The organism is Pseudomonas putida (assembly GCF_001976065.1).
Classification (GTDB): domain Bacteria; phylum Pseudomonadota; class Gammaproteobacteria; order Pseudomonadales; family Pseudomonadaceae; genus Aquipseudomonas; species Aquipseudomonas serbica.
The window spans coordinates 262,774-280,506 of the sequence record NZ_MNAH01000001.1; the positions used below are offsets into that span (position 1 = coordinate 262,774).

Consider the following 17,733-nt stretch of genomic DNA (forward strand, 5'->3'; position numbering starts at 1 on the left):
ATCAGAAGCGCCAGATCACGTCGACGAACGCGCGGTGCATGTACGAATCGACTTCCTTGCCGTAGGCGTCGCCCGGCTTGAACACACCGCCGCGGAAACGCACCAGGGCCGAAGGCTCGTCGATCTTCTGGCTCAATGCCGCCGGCAGCAGGCCTTGCTTGAAGTACTTGGTGACGACCAGATCCATTTCCTGGCCGAGGTCTTTATCACCATCATTCAGTGGCAGGGACGTGCTGGACAGCACCGCGCCGGTGACGTCGTCGGTGTTGTTCTGCACGGCGTCGATGCCGTTGCTGGTGATCGGCTTGTTGCCGTCGACGCGCCAGAACTTGTGGTAGATCAGGCTGGCGTCGTATTCGTCGTTGAGCATCCACGAACCGAACAGGGTGGCCGATTGCATGTTGTTCATTTCGCCACGGAAGGCTTCGCCGAAACGGTGCACCCGCGAACGGGTACCGGTGTAGCTCGAGCGGTTGCTTTCCAGGCCGTTCTGTTCGTAATCGGCGCTGGCACGGGCGTAGGCCGCACCGACTTGCCATTGCGGATCGAGGCGCAGACGCACGCCCAGGTCGGTGGCCCAGCCGTCGACATCGCCGCTGTGCTTGGCTTGCGCCGGAGCTGTGCCATCGGCGTTCAGCGGGTTGACCGTGTCGCGGTCGCCGCTCATGCCGGTGATGCTGCCCCAGTAGTTGACGGTGTTGGTGTTACGCCAGTTGTAGGCGTCGCTGTTGGCCTGCAGGCCCAGCCAGCTGATGTCGCCGTTCTGTTTCTTGTCCAGCGAATCGCCAGCCACGCCCGGTTCCGGGTAGTCGAGCTTGCCGTCATCGTGGGTGTGATGACCGCGAATGCCGGCCCAGTGTCCCGGTGTCCATTGGTATTCGGCATCGGCGTAGGCGTGCAGGCGATCCTTGTCCTTGGGTGCCAGCTCTTTCAGGTCGGTGCGGTACTCGCTGAAACGTTCGGCGACACCGGCGTTGGCGCGCAACAGGGTGGTGTCGAAGGTCCAGTTCAGGGCTTCGATGTTGGTGTCGCGCCATTGGCCGTCGTCGTTGTGCAGGCGCTGGCGACCGAATTTCAGGATCTCGCCAGGGTAGGGCGTGAAGCCGCTGTAGCCGACCCAGAACTCGCGCATCGCCAGGTAGTTCTTCTTGGTCTTGCGGTCGTTGTTGACGGTGTTTTCGGTGCCTTCGGATTGCTGCAGGGTGTCGGTTTCGATGATGTCGGTGGACGTCACGGCCTGACCCATGGCGTAGGCGCTCCACGCGCCGCTTTCGCCATAGACCCACGGACGCAGGTCGAGACCCAGGCCATTGACGTCGCCGCCACGCTGGGTGCCAAGGTCACGGTCGTCTTCGGACTGGCCGGTGATCTTCACGTCCAGGCCATAGTTCTTCGGTGCTTCAGTCATCGCTGCCAGCGTCGGGCAGGACCAGATCAGCGCGAACGTCAGGCCGATACCGGCCTTCATGAATGGATTCAACTTCATAGGGATTCCTCGCCGTCTTCTTCTTGCAGGGCGTGCAGTTGCAGCGTGTTCTGGCTCAGGTTGCCGCGAACCGCCTGTTCCTGTTTCAACAGGCGCTGGGCCTCGGCCAGCTGCGCAGGCGGCAGTTGAGCTTCGAGGGTTTGCGCAAGCTCGGTGGCTTGCGGGGTGTTCTGGGTCTTGGCCAATTGGCTGAAGACGTACGCATTGAGCGGGTCAGGCTTGGTGCCTTTGCCTTGGGAAAACAGTTGGGCAATGGCGAAGTCGGCGCTGTTCTGGCCGTTGCGCGCAGCGGTCAGCAGGTGATCCAGGGCCTTTTGCGGGTAGACCTTGCCCAGGTAGCCACGGCGATAGATCTGGCCGAGGTAGTAATCGGCGGCGACTTCGCGGCCGACGGCTTTCTGGAAGTGTTCCTCGGCGACCTTGGCGTCGGCCGGGACCATCTTGCCTTCGTAGTAGAGCTTGCCCAGCAACAGCTCGGCGCGCGGTTGGTCGGCGGCGCGGCCGTTGTCCAGGTACTTCATCATCTGGTCGACATCGCCCAGTTCCGGGAAGTCGTAGATCAGTTGCGCGAGGGTGACCCACGACGCCGGGTAGCCCGGAGCGATGGGTTCGAGCAGCGACTGCGCGGTTTTTTCGTCGGGCGTGCCCAGGGTTGGATCGGCGAGTACGCGAGCAACACTGTCCACACGCTGAGCAGAAACGGTGCCGCGACTGTGAGCCGCCTGCATCTGCTTGATCAGCTCGGCCTGTTGCTCAGGCTTGGCCTGTTTCTGGTAGACCGTGGCCAGTTCGACGTAGCAGATGTCGGTGGTGTTGAGCGCCGCCTTGCAGACCTTTTCCACTTCGTCCAGGTGCTGGTCGTAGGTGCCCTGGGTGCGATACAGCAGCACTTGCGCCAGGCCCGCTTCCGGCTTGCCTTCGGCGCGCCATTGGCTGATCTGCTTCTGGGCGTCGACGTTGGGGAAGCTGTGCGGGTATTGCAGGTACAGCATCGCCAACGGGATCAGGGTGTTGCCTTCACCGGCGGCCGAGGCCTTTTTCAATAGGCCTTCGGCTTCGTGCTGCTCGGCTTCGGTGGAGCCTGGCTTGGCCACCAGCAGGCGGCCGAGGCGGGCCTGGGCGCGCGGCGAAACGCTGGCCGCGGCGCGGTAAGTCGCCTCGGCCTGTTTCATTTGCGCCGGGTCGCGGCTGTCGACCTGGATATCGGCCAGGCCAACCTGGGCTTCGCTGTAGCCCAGTTCTGCCAGTTGCTGGTAGTTCGCCGCCGCGGTGGCGGTATCGCCACGCTTGAGCGCTTCGTTGGCCAGGCGTTGGTCGGGCAGACCGGCACAACCGCTGAGGCTGACTGCCAAGGCCAGCGAGCAGAACGCGAATCCCCTGTGGGAGCGAGCCTGCTCGCGAAGCAGACGATGCGGTGCATCAGACGAACCGCGTTGACCCATTCGCGAGCAGGCTCGCTCCCACAGGGATTGCGGTGTTCTTGGAATTGGTGGCGTCGTCACGGGCATGTCCTCCGGTTAAAGACCAGCAGCCATGGCTTTGTCGATCAGCCAGCTGAGGTTCGGGCCACGGTCGCTGTTCACTTCCACCGGACGACCGGCGAGGCTGCTGTCCAGGGCTTCGTCAGGCTGGATCAGGACGCGGATGTCGGAGGACAGGTCGGCGCTTTTCAGGCTGGTGCTGCTGACGATCTTGCCGGTGCGGGTCTTGTCTTCGCCGGCGATCTGGAAGCGCACCGGGGTGCCTGGCAGAACGTCGCCGAACTGGCGATAGGAGAAGCGCGCTTCAACGTTGGCTTCGGTGTTGCGGGGTACCAGCTGGAAGATCACGTCGCCTTTGCTGGCGTACTGACCGTCGGCGACCATCTGCTGGGCCACGGTGCAGTCGCAGGGCGATGTCAGGGTGCCGGTCATCTGCTTGCCGAACAGCTCTTCAACCTTGGCCGGAGCCAGTTGATCGTCTTCCAGGTGACCCTTGAGCACGTCGAGCATGCTGGTGCTGAAGGTCGCCAGTGGTGCGCCTTTGGCGGCCACGCCGTCGGCTTTCACCAGGCTCTGCACGGTACCGTCGCGGGGCATGGTGATGTTCACGCCCGGCACGCTGACCAGGCCGGCCTGGGCGTGGCTGACGAAGTACATGCCGTACACCGATTTGAAGATGAAGCCGAACGCCGCCAGGCCGATGGCGAAAACCCCCAGGCTCAGTGTCACTGCTTTCATGCGCCCGAACGCGCTCATGCCGTGGCCGCCGTCCTTGATCTTGCGCGCCTTGGTGAAGTTGTCGCGCTGCAGGGTCGCCAGCACTTCGCCGATGGTGACGATGTCGCCCGCCAGGTGCGAAGTGATCAGGTGGCGCAAGGTCGAGATGTCCTGCGGTTCCAGGTTCTGGAACTGGCAACCGATACGACCGGTTTCGCGATCGTTGGAGCGCACCTGCAACTCCACGTCCATGGCCAGGCCGAGGTTGTCGATGACGAATTGCAGGCGTGCCTTGTACTTGTCGCCGATCTTCAGCGGCAGTTGCCCGGCATTGAAGGCCAGGCCACCGGCGGAGAGGTCGATCACCCGCGCTTCGACCGGCGTACGGTCGGGGCCGAAGAAACGCAGCTTGGCCGGGATTTTCACCCGGGCGTGTTGGCGCTGGGCTTCGGATTCATGCACTACGTTGGCGTTGACGGCGGTATTCATAAGGGCGATTTCCTGGTTAATTCAATAAGGGGGCGGTCAGACCATCATCAGCAGCACGGCGACAAAAATGCTGCCGGCGGAGAAGGTCATGGTCCGAGACGACCAGGTGTTGAACCAACGTTGAAAGCTGGCGAGATCACGGGTCAGGGAAGTGGGCTGGCGAGTCCAGGACTGTTGGTCGAGGCGGAAGAACACATAGATCTTCACCAGGGCACCGACGATCTGGTTGTAATAGAGAATCGCCGGGTAGGCCGGGCCGATCCGGTGGCCGGAGCAGGACAGCAACAGGGTCAGGATCAGGCGGGTAATGCCGATCCAGAGCAGGTACACCAGGATGAACGCGGTGCCGTACTTGAAGCTGGCGATCAGCGCCACGGTCAGGCCCAGCAGGGAAGTCCACATCGACACACGCTGGTCGAACAGCACCACGGAAGTGAACGCACCGAGGCGTTTCACCCCAAGGCCGAGGGCCCGGGAGTTCTGGCGCAGGTTGTTGCCGTACCAGCGGAACATCAGCTTGCGACTGGCCTTGATGAAGCTCTTTTCCGGCGGATGCTCGACGGTGTTGATGGCGGCGTCAGGCACGTAGAAGGTGTCGTAGCCCAGGCGCATCAGGCTGAACCAGCTCGACTTGTCGTCGCCGGTCAGGAACTTGAAACGACCCAGGCGCCAGTGCTGCAGCGAGTCGCTTTCCACGTCGGCGATGAATTCCGGGTTGGTGACCACGGTGGCGCGGAACACCGACATCCGCCCGGTCATGGTCAGTACGCGCTTGGACAGGGCCATCGAGCACATGTTGATGTGACGCTGGGCGAAGCGCAGCTTGTGCCATTCGCTCATGATGTAGCCGCCGCGCACTTCGCAGAACTCGTTGGTGGTCAGGCCACCGACGTTGCCGAACATCTGGAACCACGGCACGGTCTTGCGCACCACGCCTTCGCCGAGCACGGTGTCGCCATCGATCACGGCCACAACGGCGCGGTCATCCGGCAGGTGGCGGGAGATGGCGCGGAAACCGTAGGCCAGGCCGTCGCGCTTGCCGGTGCCGGGAATGCGCACGAAGTCGAGCTTGACCCGGGCAGGCGGATTCATCCGGTTCCACAGGCTCTTGACCAGCAGTTCATCGGACATTTCGACGATAGAGCAGACCACGGTGGTCGGCAGCTCGCAGTCAATCGCTTCGCGGATCACCGAGCTGTACACCTGCGCGGTGGTCAGCGCATCGATACGGAAACTGGTGACCATCAAAAATACATGGGACGGGTCGGCCGCCTTGCCCAGCTTGCGCACTTTGCGCCGCAGGTGCGGGTAGACCACGTACAGGAACAGCATGCCGCGCAGAAAGTGCGTGGCACCCATCGAATAACGCCAGATACCGACGATACCGATCAGGAAAATGAAGTCCTTCGACTCGGAGTCGAACGTGGACACAGGCAACGCCATGGCGATGCCCATCAATAAACTCAGGTAGAACAGCCAACCGGCGGCCTGGAGTAGGCCGTTTTTTAGCCTGTGCATAATCTGCATCCGTCTCGATCTCGGGCGAGCCTGTGGGGTGGCCCGATGGGGTTAAGGCAGGCGTAAAAAGCCAAATCGATCTCATCGGACCTGTAGGAGCGCGGCTTGCCCGCGAAGGCGGTGTGTCTGGCACACCGCGTTGCCTGGTTCGCCGGCAAGCCTGGCTCCTACAAGGGACGGTGTCTTACCAGCAGATGCCTTCAGTCCGGCCAGTCACGCTGGTGGCCTTGGACATGAAGCCGACCAGGTCGATCACCTGCTTGCCGTGTGGGACGTTCTGCACCAGGGCGCGGAATTTCTCGTCACGGTTGCCGAGGATGATCACGTCGGAGTTGTTGATCACGGCGTCGAAGTCGGCGTTGAGCAAGGACGAGACGTGGGGAATCTTCGACTCGATGTAGTCCTTGTTCGCGCCGTGGACACGGGCGTACTCGACGTTGCTGTCGTAGATGCTCAGGTCGTAGCCCTTGCCGATCAGCATTTCGGCCAGGTCAACCAGCGGGCTTTCGCGCAGGTCGTCGGTGCCGGCCTTGAAGCTCAGGCCCAGCAGGGCGACTTTGCGTTTGTCGTGGCTGGAAACGATGTCGAACGCGTTCTGCACCTGGGACTCGTTACTGCGCATCAGCGAGTTGAGCAGCGGTGCTTCCACGTCCAGGGAGCCGGCGCGGTAGGTCAGGGCACGCACGTCTTTCGGCAGGCAGGAACCACCGAAGGCGAAGCCTGGGCGCATGTAGTACTGGGACAGGTTCAGCGTCTTGTCCTGGCAGACCACGTCCATCACTTCACGACCATCGACACCGACAGCCTTGGCGATGTTGCCGATCTCGTTGGCGAAGGTCACCTTGGTGGCGTGCCACACGTTGCAGGTGTACTTGATCATCTCGGCAACGGCGATGTCCTTGCGGATGATCGGCGCGTCGAGTTCTTCGTACAGCGATTGCAGAACGTCGCCCGAGGCCTTGTCGAACTCACCGATGACGGTCATGGGCGGCTGGTCGTAGTCGGCGATGGCGGTGCTTTCGCGCAGGAACTCAGGGTTCACGGCAACACCGAAGTCGACACCGGCTTTCTTGCCGGAGCAGTCTTCGAGGATCGGGATCACCACGTTGGCCACGGTGCCCGGCAGCACGGTGCTGCGAACCACGATGGTATGACGGGTGGTCTTGTCACGCAGGACAAAACCGATCTCGCGGCACACGGCTTCGATGTAGTTCAGTTCCAGGTCGCCGTTCTTCTTGCTTGGCGTACCAACACAGATCATCGACAGGTCGGTGTCGCGAATCGCCTCGGCGAAGTTGGTGGTGCCGCGCAGACGACCGGTCTGGATACCTTGGGCCAGAAGTTCGCCCAGGCCTGGTTCAACGATCGGCGAACGGCCTGCATTGATCATATCGATCTTGTCTTTGGCAACATCGACGCCAACGACGTCATGGCCCCGAGCAGACAGGCAGCCGGCACAGACTGCGCCTACGTAACCCAAACCAAATATGCTGATGCGCATCGCATTTACCTCAGTGTTGATCAAGCCATTAGATGGCCGGAGTTAATGGTGTTCAGCGTTTATAGTGCACACGGAAGTTACGCCTGGCAGGCGTGACCGTACCGCGTGCTGGCATAAAAGTTCCGAGTGTCTAAATAAGTGCACTCAAGGTGTGCGCAACTAGGCCTTGTTGTTATGACTTGCCCTGTTATGCAGCCCGTCCTCTATTCAGAGGATGTTCGTGCAATGTTCCTGCACGCTCGATGTCAGGCCGAAAGCCCGTGGATCAAGCGTTTTGGTGCCCAGGTGAGCACGTTTATAGGGACGCGGCCTTGGCCTTGTAGGGGATATTAATGGTGCGTATCTCCTGTGCGTTCTGGTGTTGCCCAAATCAGGGATTAGTCAGTGCAAGTTAGTATTGCAACTTCACTACATGGATCACTGTTCTGCGTAAGTTATCTCGTACATCCTCGGCGAGAATCGTTACCGGTGGTATGAACGGTGCATTTGGACATAGTTCCGGCCCATCCATCGCGAAATCTGAAATTTCTTGAAATATTGACAAAGATGGCACTGCTCTCAAATTGATAGCACTTGCCGTTTCGCCCTGTATATATAGGCGGATTATTGAAGGGGATAGTTTTTTGCCACTACTGATAATTTTTTTCGGTGCCACTACTGAAAAAAATATTCGAAGTCGAGTGAAACTAAAGTTAGAAAATTGACAAACTGTTTTTTGGCGTCATAAAAATGACGAAATTGGCGGGGAGATTGCAGGCTACGAATGGGGGGCGCACGAGGCGTTTGAAAGGTCGTGCGCCGACCCGTTGCTTCATTCGGGGGCGTGGTCGCGCAGGAACACCAGATTGTCCGGTTTAGACTGCTCGGCGCTGTAGCGGTAACCCTGCACATCGAACTGCTTGAGGGCTTGCGGATCGTTGATGCGCTCTTCGATGACGAATCGGCTCATCATGCCCCGGGCCTTTTTCGCATAGAAGCTGATGATCTTGTACTGACCGTTCTTCAGGTCCTTGAACTCGGTATTGATGATGCGTGCATTCAGGGCGTTGCGCTTGACCGCCGAGAAATACTCGTTGGAAGCCAGGTTGAGCAGCACGTCATCGCCTTGGTCGGCCAAGGCTTCGTTCAGCCATTCGCTGATCCGCGTACCCCAGAAGGCATACAGGTCCTTGCCCCGGGCATTGGCCAGCTTGGTGCCCATTTCCAGCCGGTACGGCTGCATCAGGTCGAGGGGGCGCAGCAGGCCATACAGGCCGGAGAGCATGCGCAGGTGTTGCTGGGCATAGTCAAAATCGGCTTCGCTGAAGGTTTGCGCGTTCAACCCGGTGTAGACGTCGCCCTTGAACGCCAGCAAGGCCTGCTTGGCGTTGGCCGGGGTGAAGGCGGGTGTCCAGCTGCCGAAGCGGGCGGCGTTGAGCCCGCCGATCTTGTCGGAAACGTGCATCAACTCGCTGATCTGCGCCGGGGTCAGCTCGCGCAGTTGCTGGATCAGCTCCTGGGAGTGGTCGAGGTACTGCGGCTGGGTAAAGCGTTGGGTCGCCGGTGGTGTTTCGTAATCGAGGGTCTTGGCGGGGGAAATCACCGTCAGCATGAAGTCGTCTCCTTTAATCGTGGCGGCGATTCTAGGGGGTTGTCGCGGTGGACTCCAGCTATCGAGGCCATAGGTGATGACCGGTGGCTATCCACAAATCCTTGTGGGAGCGGGCTTGCTAGCGAAGGCGGCGTGTCAGCCAATATTAATGTGACTGACACACTGCCTTCGCGAGCAAGCCCGCTCCCACTTTGCTTCGGTGCTGCTGCGGGAATGCGGGGCGGATCAGCTATAGTGCCGCCCGGGTCTGGTTATGGAGGCATCCCATTGCGTATCGTTTTTCTGCTCACCGCCTGGCTGCTGAGCTTCGGCGCCATCGCGGCACCCGGTGAGGTGGCGACCCTGGATCGCAGCACCTGGCCGGAAAAACTCGACAACCCGACCCTTTTCGACGTCGCCTCGCGTGCCGAAATCCTCATGTTCGCCCGGGTGCTGCTGGCCAGTGAGTCCCTGGACGAGGCGGCGCTGGCGCAACGCCTGGGGCTGCGCACGATCAATCTGGATTCGGTCAATCGAGTTCGCCAACGCCTGTGGCAACGCCTGTTGGCCAACTACAACTTCGCCCAGCAAAGTTGCGACCAGGACGCCTCCTTCTGTTTCCTGGTCGAGGACATGGCCACCTTGCGCGAGCAGGCCGGCAAGTTCCAGCTCAGCGAGGACAGCTATTACACCCGGTGGTACGAACCGAGCCGCCTGTTCCACACCCAGTACCTGGACGAGCAACTGCGCAAGGCGGCACTGTTCCCGCAAGCCAGCAGTGAAGTCGATCGTTTTGGAGACTTTGAGCGTAATGGCGACGGCATGCATGACCGGCTGTTTCTATTGACCTTCGACAGCGCCGCCAACGCCATGCCGGACCACACCGACTGGGTGGCCGAGTACCTGCGCAAGGCCAATCTCAGTGGCACCTTCTTCGTGCTCGGCAAGGACCTCCAGGCACGTCTGGGCGAGCGTTCGGTGGCCAGCCTGCAGTCGACCTGGTCAACCCAGTGTATCGGTGTGCAAGGCTGGGAGTTTCGCTCCCACAGCCACTGGCAGGACTGGCAGGACTCGGTACGTCGCAGCGTTGAGCTGGCGAAAAATAAACTGCCGGAGAACTTCATGCCGCTGTTTCGCCCGCCCGATGGCCAGCGTCGTGCCGACGCCGCCGCTTTCTTCAAGGCCCAGGGCTTGCAGGTCGCCCTGTGGGACATCGATGCCCAGGACGGTGCAGGCAAGCTCAAGGGCAGCCAGAGTGCGCAACGGGTGCTGACCCTGATGCTGCTGTGGCGCCACGGGGTGATCAACTTCAATGTGAAGCAGGACGGGGTGAAAACGGCGTTGCCCTGGCTGATTACGCAAACGGCGCAAAGCGGGATCGGTTGGGAGGACTGTCAGGAGGGGTTTCGCTGAAAACCGCCAAAGCCCGCAAACATTGGGTAAAAGGCGATTTTTGAAGAGGTTTTGCTGCAGGTTGACTTCCGACTGTAAACGGGTGATGGCAGTCCGCCAAGTGTTATTGGTCATTCTGAAAAATAAACTTCAAAAAAGCGTCAAAGTACTTTTTTCTGTCATGGGTTTTGGAGTATTACGAAGACAGACCGCCGAAACCTGCAACACAGGTGGCGTCTCCCAAGACCCGCATGTATGCAGAACACTTGAGTCCCCGCAGGTGTATTCGGTAGTCACTTCGAGGCGCAGCACCGCCAAGGTATTGCGTCGAATGGCTCCCACAAAGGTGACCGAGTATGGATGATCACGGACGTAGCTCTTCTTCCAACCAGCCAATCCTTTATGTACTCGATACCAACGTATTGATTCACGATCCAAACGCGCTGCTCAACTTCGAAGAACACCACGTCGCGATCCCGATGACCGTGCTTGAGGAGCTCGACAAGCTCAAGAGCGGGCATCACAGCGTTGCCGCCGAATGCCGCCAGGCCATCCGGCTGATCGACAAGACCCTGGGCGATGCCTCACCCGAGGACGTCGAGCAGGGTGTGCCGATCCAGCGGGGCAAGAGCGGACCCAAGGGCTTGCTGTCAATTCTGATGAGCAAGCATGCCGAGCCGAACCTGATTCTGCCCGAGCACCTGAACGACAACAAAATCATCAACCAGTTGATCGACCTGCACGCGCGCGATCCGCAAAAGCCCGTGGTGCTGGTCACCAAAGACATCAACATGCGCCTCAAGGCCCGCGCCTGCGGGATTGCGGCCGAGGACTACAGCACCGACCAGTTGGTCGACGACGTATCGTTGCTGCCTAACGGCTACCACAACATGACCGGCTCCTTCTGGGACCGAGTGAGCAAGGTCGAGACCCGCCAGGACCATGGCCGCACCTGGCATCAGGTACAGCTGATCGACAACCTGCCGGCGGTGCACATCAACGAGTTCATCATCGACGAGCAAGGGTTCGTCGGCTGGATCAAGGAGATCGAGGAAGACAAGTTACTGATCCTGGACCTGCACCAGGAACCGCTGCTGCATCAGGAAGCCTGGGGCCTGAAACCGCGTGACATCTATCAGAGCCTGGCGCTGTATGCCTTGCTCGATCCGGACATCCACCTGGTCAACCTGTCCGGTGCCGCAGGTTCCGGTAAAACCATCCTCGCGCTGGCCGCGGCCATTGAACAGACCATGGTCAGCAAGCGCTATCGCCGCATCATCGCCACCCGCAGCGTGCAAGGCCTGGACCAGGAGATCGGCTTCCTGCCCGGCACCGAAGCGGAAAAAATGGAGCCTTGGCTGGGCGCCATCACCGACAACCTCGAAGCCTTGCACATGGATGATGAAAGCACCCATGGCAGCGTCGACTACATCCTCAGCAAAGTGCCGTTGCAGTTCAAATCCCTCAACTACATCCGGGGCCGCAGCTTCCAGCAGAGCCTGATCCTGATCGATGAATGCCAGAACCTCACACCGCACCAGATGAAAACCATCATCACCCGTGCCGGCGCCGGTTCCAAAGTGGTGTGCCTGGGCAACCTGGCACAGATCGACACCCCTTACCTGTCCGCGACCAGCTCCGGGCTGACCTACCTGACTGAACGCTTCAAGGATTTCCCCAACGGAGTGCACATCACCCTGCAAGGGGTGCCACGTTCGATCCTGGCTGAATACGCCGAATCGCATCTGTAACTGCTTCACACAAACCGGGCGGCCCCAAAGCCGTCCGGTTTTTTATGCTCGACACAAAACCTTGTAGGAGCTGGCTTGCCAGCGAAGGGGGCGTTGAAGGTGTTGAATTCAAGACCGTCATCGCTGGCAAGCCAGCTCCTACAGGAATGCGTCCATCCGATAATCATGCGTGCGGAAATCTGACCCACAGGTTTACAATCGGGACTCCTGATCAGGAGTAACCCTGTGCTGACTCATCTCGATTCCCAAGGCCGTGCCAACATGGTCGACGTCACCGAAAAAGCCGTGACGTTCCGTGAAGCAACGGCCCAGGCGCTGGTGCGCATGCTGCCCGAAACCTTGCAAATGATCGTCAGTGGCGGTCACCCCAAGGGCGATGTGTTCGCCGTGGCCCGTATTGCCGGCATCCAGGCGGCGAAAAAGACCAGCGACCTGATTCCCCTGTGCCATCCGCTGATGCTGACCGGGGTCAAGGTCGAACTCAGCGCCGAAGGCGAGGACAGCGTGCGCATCGTGGCGCGCTGCAAGTTGTCCGGGCAGACCGGAGTCGAGATGGAGGCCCTGACCGCCGCCAGTGTCGCCGCGTTGACCATCTATGACATGTGCAAGGCCGTGGATCGCGGCATGACCATCGAAAGTGTGCGCCTGCTGGAGAAGGTTGGCGGCAAGAGCGGGCATTTCCAGGCGGATCAGCCATGAACGTGACCGTGAAGTTTTTTGCCCGTTACCGTGAAGCGCTGGGCGTTGATGCGGTGAAGGTCGAGGGCGACTTCGCCACCGTCGACGACGTGCGCGCACTGTTGGCCCAGCGCGATGGCGCCGAGGTGTTGAGCGAGCAGAACCTGATGTGCGCGCGCAACGAAGACCTGTGCCAGCTCGACGAGCCGGTCAGCGATGGCGATGAAGTGGCGTTTTTCCCCACCGTGACCGGGGGCTGAGGCATGGCCATTCGCGTGCAATCGACCGCGTTCGACCCCGGCGCCGAAGTCAACGCCATGCACGATGCCAATGTCGGCGTCGGCGCGGTGGTGAGTTTTGTCGGCTATGTTCGCGATTTCAATGACGGCCTGGATGTCGCCGGGATGTTCCTCGAACACTATCCGGGCATGACCGAAAAAGCCCTCGGCAAGATCGCCATCGAAGCGGAGCAGCGCTGGCCGTTGCTCAAGCTGCAAGTGCTGCATCGCATCGGCGCCCTGGAGCCCGGCGAGCCCATCGTCTTCGTCGGCGCCGCCAGCGCCCACCGCCAGGCCGCCTTCGACGCCTGCGCCTTTGTCATGGACTACCTGAAAACCCGCGCGCCGTTCTGGAAGAAGGAAAACACCAGCGACGGCCCACGTTGGGTAGAGGGGCGTGACAGCGATCATGCGGCGGCGGATCGGTGGAAGCGGTAATTCCTGCGACGTTCTTCAGTCAGTCTTCGCGAGCAAGCCCGCTCCCACTGTGTTCGCAGTTCCCATGTGGGAGCGGGCTTGCCCGCGAAGAGGCCATCCGCTTCACCCCAGAACCTCTTGATTCACTACCCGACAATCGGCGGGCACCGTCCCCATTTGCCTGATTGACGCCAAATACATAAAAGTCCAGTATGGAATTCTAAGTATAAAAAAGGCTTTCCCACGATTCTGCTCTTTCTTCTGTCTTGCCAAACCAACAACAACCCGCGAGAGAACGAACATGAAGAAACTCCCCCTCATCACCGGTCTGGCCCTGAGCCTGTTGGCGTGCAGCAACCTGTTTGCCGCTGAGAAAACCCTGCGTATCGGCATCGAAGCGGCCTACCCGCCGTTCGCCTCCAAGACCGAAAAAGGCGAGATCGCGGGCTTCGACTACGACATCGGCAATGCCCTGTGCGCGCAGATGAAGGTCAAGTGCGTGTGGGTCGAGGGCGAGTTCGACGGCCTGATTCCTTCCCTCAAGGTGAAGAAGATCGACATGGCCCTGTCGTCCATGACCATCAACGAAGACCGCAAGAAGTCGGTGGATTTCACCCACAAGTACTACTTCACCTCGTCGCGACTGGTCATGAAGGAAGGTGCGGTCGTCGATGACCAATACGCCAGCCTCAAGGGCAAGACCGTGGGCGTGCAACGGGCAACCACCACCGACCGTTACGCGACCGAAGTCTTCGAACCCAAGGGCGTCAACGTCAAGCGCTACAGCAACAACGAAGAGATCTACATGGACTTGGCGGCCGGCCGCCTCGATGCCATCTTCGCCGACACCATTCCCCTGAACGACTTCCTGTCGATGCCCCGTGGCAAGGGCTACGCCTTTGTCGGCCCCGAGCTCAAGGACCCGAAATACGTGGGCGAGGGCGCCGGGATCGCGGTACGAAAGGGCAACACCGAGCTGGTCTCGGAGCTGAACACCGCAATCGACGGCATTCGCGCCAGTGGCGAGTACCAGAAGATCTCGCAGCAGTACTTCAAGTCTGATATCTACGGCGAGTGATCAATCGCTTCCGGGGCTTTCTCGCGAAAGCCCCGCTGCGATGCAGATTCCCGAACTTTCGAGGGTTGCAGGTTGAGCGCCAGTACGCTCGCCAGCACGATGAGCATCCCGGTGATGACCATGATCGAAGGGCGCTCAGCCAGTACCACCGAGGCCATCAGCATGGCGGTGGGCGGTATCAGGTAAAGCGAAATGGACGCGCGACTGACGTTGCTGTGAGTCAGTACGTAGGCCCAGGCCAGGTATGCCAGGGCACTGGGGAAAATGCCCAGGATAAGCACCGCCAGGTTGGCCGAAGCAGGCGCTTTCTGCACTTCACTCCACAAGCCCGGTGCGAACACCAGTAATAACGTGGTGCCTGACCAGATGGTGTAACACACCATCGTCAGCCCATCGTAGCGATGGGAATGGCGTTTTTGCAGGGCGAAATAGAGACTCCAGGACAAGGCCGCCAGCAGGATCAGCAGCCCGTGCGCATCCAGTTCTCCAAACCCACGATCACCCGTCACCACGACCCCCGCACCGAGCAAGCCGCATAGCACACAGATCCACTGCCAACCGTTGACCCGGTCCTTGAACACGAAATGCGCCAGTATCGTGCTGAACAGCGGCGTGGATTGCGCCAGCACACTGGCCGCGCCGGCGCTGACGCCTCGTTGGCCGAAATTGATGGCGATGTGGTGCAGGCTGACAGCAAAGAATCCCAGCATGACCAACAGTGGCAGGTCTTTCAGGCGCGGCAGGGAAATACGTGTCACCAGGGCGACGCCGGCCATGAACGTCGAGGCAATGAGAAAGCGGATCAGCGCCAGATGTCCCGGCTCGTAAGCCCCCAGGCCGATGCGGATGCCAATGGGGGAGTAGGCCCAGCAGAGGATCACGAAAACCGTCGCCAGGGCGATTTTTACGCCTGGCCTTTGCGCGAGGTGGCGTTGAACAAAATCCATAAGGCTTCCTTTTTGTACGGCGCAAATAAGGCGTGATGCCGTGCCGACATTCGAATTATCAAAACCCTATGAATTCACTACAAGTGACTTAAACTGAGTTAAGCATTCACTTTTGGTGAGCTATGGAACTGTCCCAGCTGCGCATGTTCAACACGGTTCACCACCTCGGCAGCATCGCGCGTGCGGCCGAGGTGCTGCACTGTGTGCCGTCCAATATCACCGCACGCCTCAAGTCCCTGGAGCGTGAACTCGGTACGCCGCTGTTTTCCCGCGACGGCCGAGGATTGCGGATCACCCCTGCCGGGGAGGTGTTTCTTGAGTACACGACGAAAATCCTCGGCCTGGCCGAGGAAGCGCGCAGGGCGTTGGCGCCCGGCTGCGAGCCGAGCGGTCCTCTGCGCATTGGTGCCATCGAGTCCAGTGCCACGGGGCGATTGCCCAGGTTACTGGCCAAGTACCACGAGCTTTACCCAAAGGTGATGCTGGAGTTGAGCACCGGCACCTGGGCGCAATTGCTCGACGACACCCAGCATCGGCGGTTGGATGGGGCGTTCGTGGCGGTCAACGTTGATCGCCCGGGACTGCAGCGGGAAGTGATGTACCGCGAAGATCTGATTCTCATCGCATCCGCCTCCCATGGGCCTTTGCGCAAGGCGGCGGATTTGCAGGGCAAAGCGATTTTCATGTGGCCGCCGGGCTGCCCGTACCGCTTTGCGCTGGAACAGTGGTTATTGCGCCACGACCAGGTGCAGCCGATTGTCAGCATTGCCAGCTATGGCACCATCGTAGGTTGTGTCAGCGCCGGTGCCGGTGTCGCGCTGGTTCCCCGGGGCATCTATGAGCAGTATGGTCTGGGCGCTGGTTGCCAGGGCTATGAGTTCCCGGAACTGACGAGCGTCGACAACCTTTTTTACTGGCACGAGAACGCAGGCCGGCACCCGGCTCGCGAGGCGTTCGTGAAGTTGTTGCGGGCCGAGTTCGAGGGGCCGGGGGCTTTACGGTTAATCCCGTCTTAACCGGTCTGTCGTCTATTTCCCCACAATCCGCCAGTGCGCTCCAGCCCTCTCAAAGGAAAGGGCCAGCGTGTAAACTGGCGGGCAATCGATAGTCAAAAGGGAAACACGATGAGCGAGGAAACGATGCGTCTGGGCCGTGAACGGCGCTACCTGGTGCTGTTGGGCATCATTTGCCTGGCGCTGATCGGCGGTGCGTTGTACATGCAGGTGGTGTTGGGCGAGGCGCCGTGCCCGTTGTGCATCCTGCAGCGGTATGCGCTGCTGTTGATCGCGCTCTTTGCCTTCATCGGGGCGGCCATGCGCACCCGTCGCAGCATTACGGTGCTGGAGACCCTGGTGGTCATTTGTGCCCTGGCAGGCGTCGGGGTGGCCGGGCATCACGTCTATACGCAGTTCTATCCGGCCGTCAGCTGTGGCATCGATGTGCTGCAACCGATAGTCGATGGCTTGCCGCTGGCGAAGATCTTCCCGCTGGGCTTCCAGGTCGACGGTTTCTGCTCCACGCCGTACCCGCCAATCCTGGGGTTGTCCCTGGCGCAGTGGGCGCTGCTGGCCTTCGTGCTGGTGGTGGTGCTGGTGCCGTTGCTGACGCTGCGCAATCGAAAGACGCTGCGCTAGTAGACCCGAAACGCCCCGGTCCTCGATGAGAGGGCCGGGGCGTTTTTGCATTTCAGGGGCCAGGTAAGAAGACCGTGATGCATGGCAATCAGGGGTGCGACAAATGTGCGACATGTTGTCACATCGCGAGTGTCGCACTGCGCTTTCGAGTGTCGGATTGGTGCGATGTCTTGCAAAGAAATTGGCGTGTTCGAGCGTTGCCGGATTTTAGCCGGGTCAAAAGGGAGCAGACAGTTTTAACAGGTTGTGGCGATTTGCCAGAGCCCTTGTCATACCGGGGCTAGGGCGGGGTTGAGGACCCTGTTCGAGCCCCTGAAGCTGTCTGAATCGGGGGTGGTAGACCTACTTTTTTTGGTGTTTTTGTTGAGAATCAATTTCGATAAGATGCGCCACTTTTACACAATTGGGTCAGGATTGTTGCGGTCAGGGATAAAAATTATTTCGGGATAAGACATGGTTTATAAAACGCTACATATCTACAATCGCCCGCACTGAATTCCCGGCACTGCTCACCCAGGCTCTGGTGCATGAGTGGCAAGAGGGTGTCGAGAGGCTTTTTGGCCTCATGTGACGCCCAGGTGTCGGTGCCTCCAACTATCCGCACCAAATGGAATTGGGCTGTAACAAGGCCTTTGACCACGAATTCGAATAAGAACTCACCGCTGGCCCAGGATTTGTCGAAACGCCTCTGACGCTCGACGGGCAAGCCCTTATTCAATCCAAGAAAAATGCCAACCCTTGGCAGGGTGAAGTGTTGGCGATCAAAACCCAACTGCATTGCGCAAGCTGCTTTAGA

At 60.0% G+C, this 17,733-nt stretch carries 16 protein-coding genes; 8 read left to right on the forward strand and 8 right to left on the reverse strand.

The genetic code is table 11. The annotated features are described in order from the left end of the window. Position 1: 1 nt before the first annotated feature. The 6 genes from BKX96_RS01190 to yaaA all read right to left on the reverse strand — a co-directional run bounded on the left by BKX96_RS01190 (position 2) and on the right by yaaA (position 8,783). The gene (locus tag BKX96_RS01190) at positions 2 to 1,486 is read right to left on the reverse strand and encodes an alginate export family protein (RefSeq protein WP_046820467.1); all 1,485 of its coding nucleotides are present in this window, start codon (positions 1,484 to 1,486) and stop codon (positions 2 to 4) included. Continuing rightward, positions 1,483 to 2,928: an alginate biosynthesis TPR repeat lipoprotein AlgK gene (gene algK / locus BKX96_RS01195; RefSeq protein WP_410454515.1), complete on the reverse strand. Its 1,446-nt coding sequence runs from the start codon at positions 2,926 to 2,928 to the stop codon at positions 1,483 to 1,485. The genes BKX96_RS01190 and algK overlap by 4 nt, the downstream gene beginning before the upstream one ends. Positions 2,929 to 3,003: 75 nt before the next feature. Next, on the reverse strand, positions 3,004 to 4,173 hold the full coding sequence (locus BKX96_RS01200) for an alginate biosynthesis protein Alg44 (protein ID WP_046820466.1): 1,170 nt from the start codon (positions 4,171 to 4,173) through the stop codon (positions 3,004 to 3,006). Between the two features lie 36 nt (positions 4,174 to 4,209). Further along, positions 4,210 to 5,700 carry a mannuronan synthase gene (alg8, locus tag BKX96_RS01205; RefSeq protein WP_080957131.1) on the reverse strand — a complete coding sequence of 497 codons (1,491 nt, stop codon included), beginning with the start codon at positions 5,698 to 5,700 and terminating at the stop codon, positions 4,210 to 4,212. A gap of 175 nt (positions 5,701 to 5,875) precedes the next feature. Next, a complete protein-coding gene (locus BKX96_RS01210; RefSeq protein ID WP_046820464.1) occupies positions 5,876 to 7,192 on the reverse strand; it encodes a nucleotide sugar dehydrogenase in 1,317 nt (438 codons plus the stop codon). Between the two features lie 811 nt (positions 7,193 to 8,003). Continuing rightward, on the reverse strand, positions 8,004 to 8,783 hold the full coding sequence (gene yaaA / locus BKX96_RS01215; RefSeq protein WP_046820463.1) for a peroxide stress protein YaaA: 780 nt from the start codon (positions 8,781 to 8,783) through the stop codon (positions 8,004 to 8,006). Positions 8,784 to 9,050: 267 nt separating this feature from the next. Between yaaA and BKX96_RS01220 the strand changes: the two genes are divergently transcribed. The 6 genes from BKX96_RS01220 (at position 9,051) to aotJ (ending at position 14,356) form a co-directional block, all read left to right on the forward strand. Beyond that, entirely contained in the window at positions 9,051 to 10,175 is a 1,125-nt protein-coding gene (locus tag BKX96_RS01220) for a polysaccharide deacetylase family protein (RefSeq protein ID WP_077182471.1), read from the forward strand. Positions 10,176 to 10,510: 335 nt separating this feature from the next. Further along, on the forward strand, positions 10,511 to 11,905 hold the full coding sequence (locus BKX96_RS01225) for a PhoH family protein (protein WP_046820461.1): 1,395 nt from the start codon (positions 10,511 to 10,513) through the stop codon (positions 11,903 to 11,905). A 225-nt stretch (positions 11,906 to 12,130) separates the two neighbouring features. Further along, complete coding sequence (moaC, locus tag BKX96_RS01230) at positions 12,131 to 12,604, forward strand: cyclic pyranopterin monophosphate synthase MoaC (protein ID WP_046820460.1); 474 nt, start codon at positions 12,131 to 12,133, stop codon at positions 12,602 to 12,604. Further along, positions 12,601 to 12,843 (forward strand): molybdopterin converting factor subunit 1, encoded by a 243-nt coding sequence (gene moaD, locus BKX96_RS01235; RefSeq protein ID WP_046820459.1) that lies wholly within the window; start codon positions 12,601 to 12,603, stop codon positions 12,841 to 12,843. The genes moaC and moaD overlap by 4 nt, the downstream gene beginning before the upstream one ends. Positions 12,844 to 12,846: 3 nt before the next feature. Further along, positions 12,847 to 13,299 carry a molybdopterin synthase catalytic subunit MoaE gene (gene moaE, locus BKX96_RS01240; RefSeq protein ID WP_046820458.1) on the forward strand — a complete coding sequence of 151 codons (453 nt, stop codon included), beginning with the start codon at positions 12,847 to 12,849 and terminating at the stop codon, positions 13,297 to 13,299. A 280-nt stretch (positions 13,300 to 13,579) separates the two neighbouring features. Beyond that, positions 13,580 to 14,356 carry an L-arginine-binding protein AotJ gene (aotJ, locus tag BKX96_RS01250; protein ID WP_077182473.1) on the forward strand — a complete coding sequence of 259 codons (777 nt, stop codon included), beginning with the start codon at positions 13,580 to 13,582 and terminating at the stop codon, positions 14,354 to 14,356. Here aotJ and BKX96_RS01255 read toward each other — a convergent pair. Further along, positions 14,344 to 15,303 carry a DMT family transporter gene (locus tag BKX96_RS01255; RefSeq protein WP_077182474.1) on the reverse strand — a complete coding sequence of 320 codons (960 nt, stop codon included), beginning with the start codon at positions 15,301 to 15,303 and terminating at the stop codon, positions 14,344 to 14,346. The genes aotJ and BKX96_RS01255 overlap by 13 nt on opposite strands. Positions 15,304 to 15,425: 122 nt before the next feature. Between BKX96_RS01255 and BKX96_RS01260 the strand changes: the two genes are divergently transcribed. Both BKX96_RS01260 and BKX96_RS01265 read left to right on the forward strand, forming a co-directional pair. After that, on the forward strand, positions 15,426 to 16,319 hold the full coding sequence (locus BKX96_RS01260; RefSeq protein WP_046820455.1) for a LysR family transcriptional regulator: 894 nt from the start codon (positions 15,426 to 15,428) through the stop codon (positions 16,317 to 16,319). A 108-nt stretch (positions 16,320 to 16,427) separates the two neighbouring features. Further along, the gene (locus BKX96_RS01265) at positions 16,428 to 16,937 is read left to right on the forward strand and encodes a disulfide bond formation protein B (RefSeq protein WP_046820454.1); all 510 of its coding nucleotides are present in this window, start codon (positions 16,428 to 16,430) and stop codon (positions 16,935 to 16,937) included. A gap of 436 nt (positions 16,938 to 17,373) precedes the next feature. Here BKX96_RS01265 and BKX96_RS01270 read toward each other — a convergent pair whose 3' ends face one another. Next, the gene (locus tag BKX96_RS01270; protein ID WP_046820453.1) at positions 17,374 to 17,715 is read right to left on the reverse strand and encodes a hypothetical protein; all 342 of its coding nucleotides are present in this window, start codon (positions 17,713 to 17,715) and stop codon (positions 17,374 to 17,376) included. Between the last annotated feature and the right edge of the window lie 18 nt (positions 17,716 to 17,733).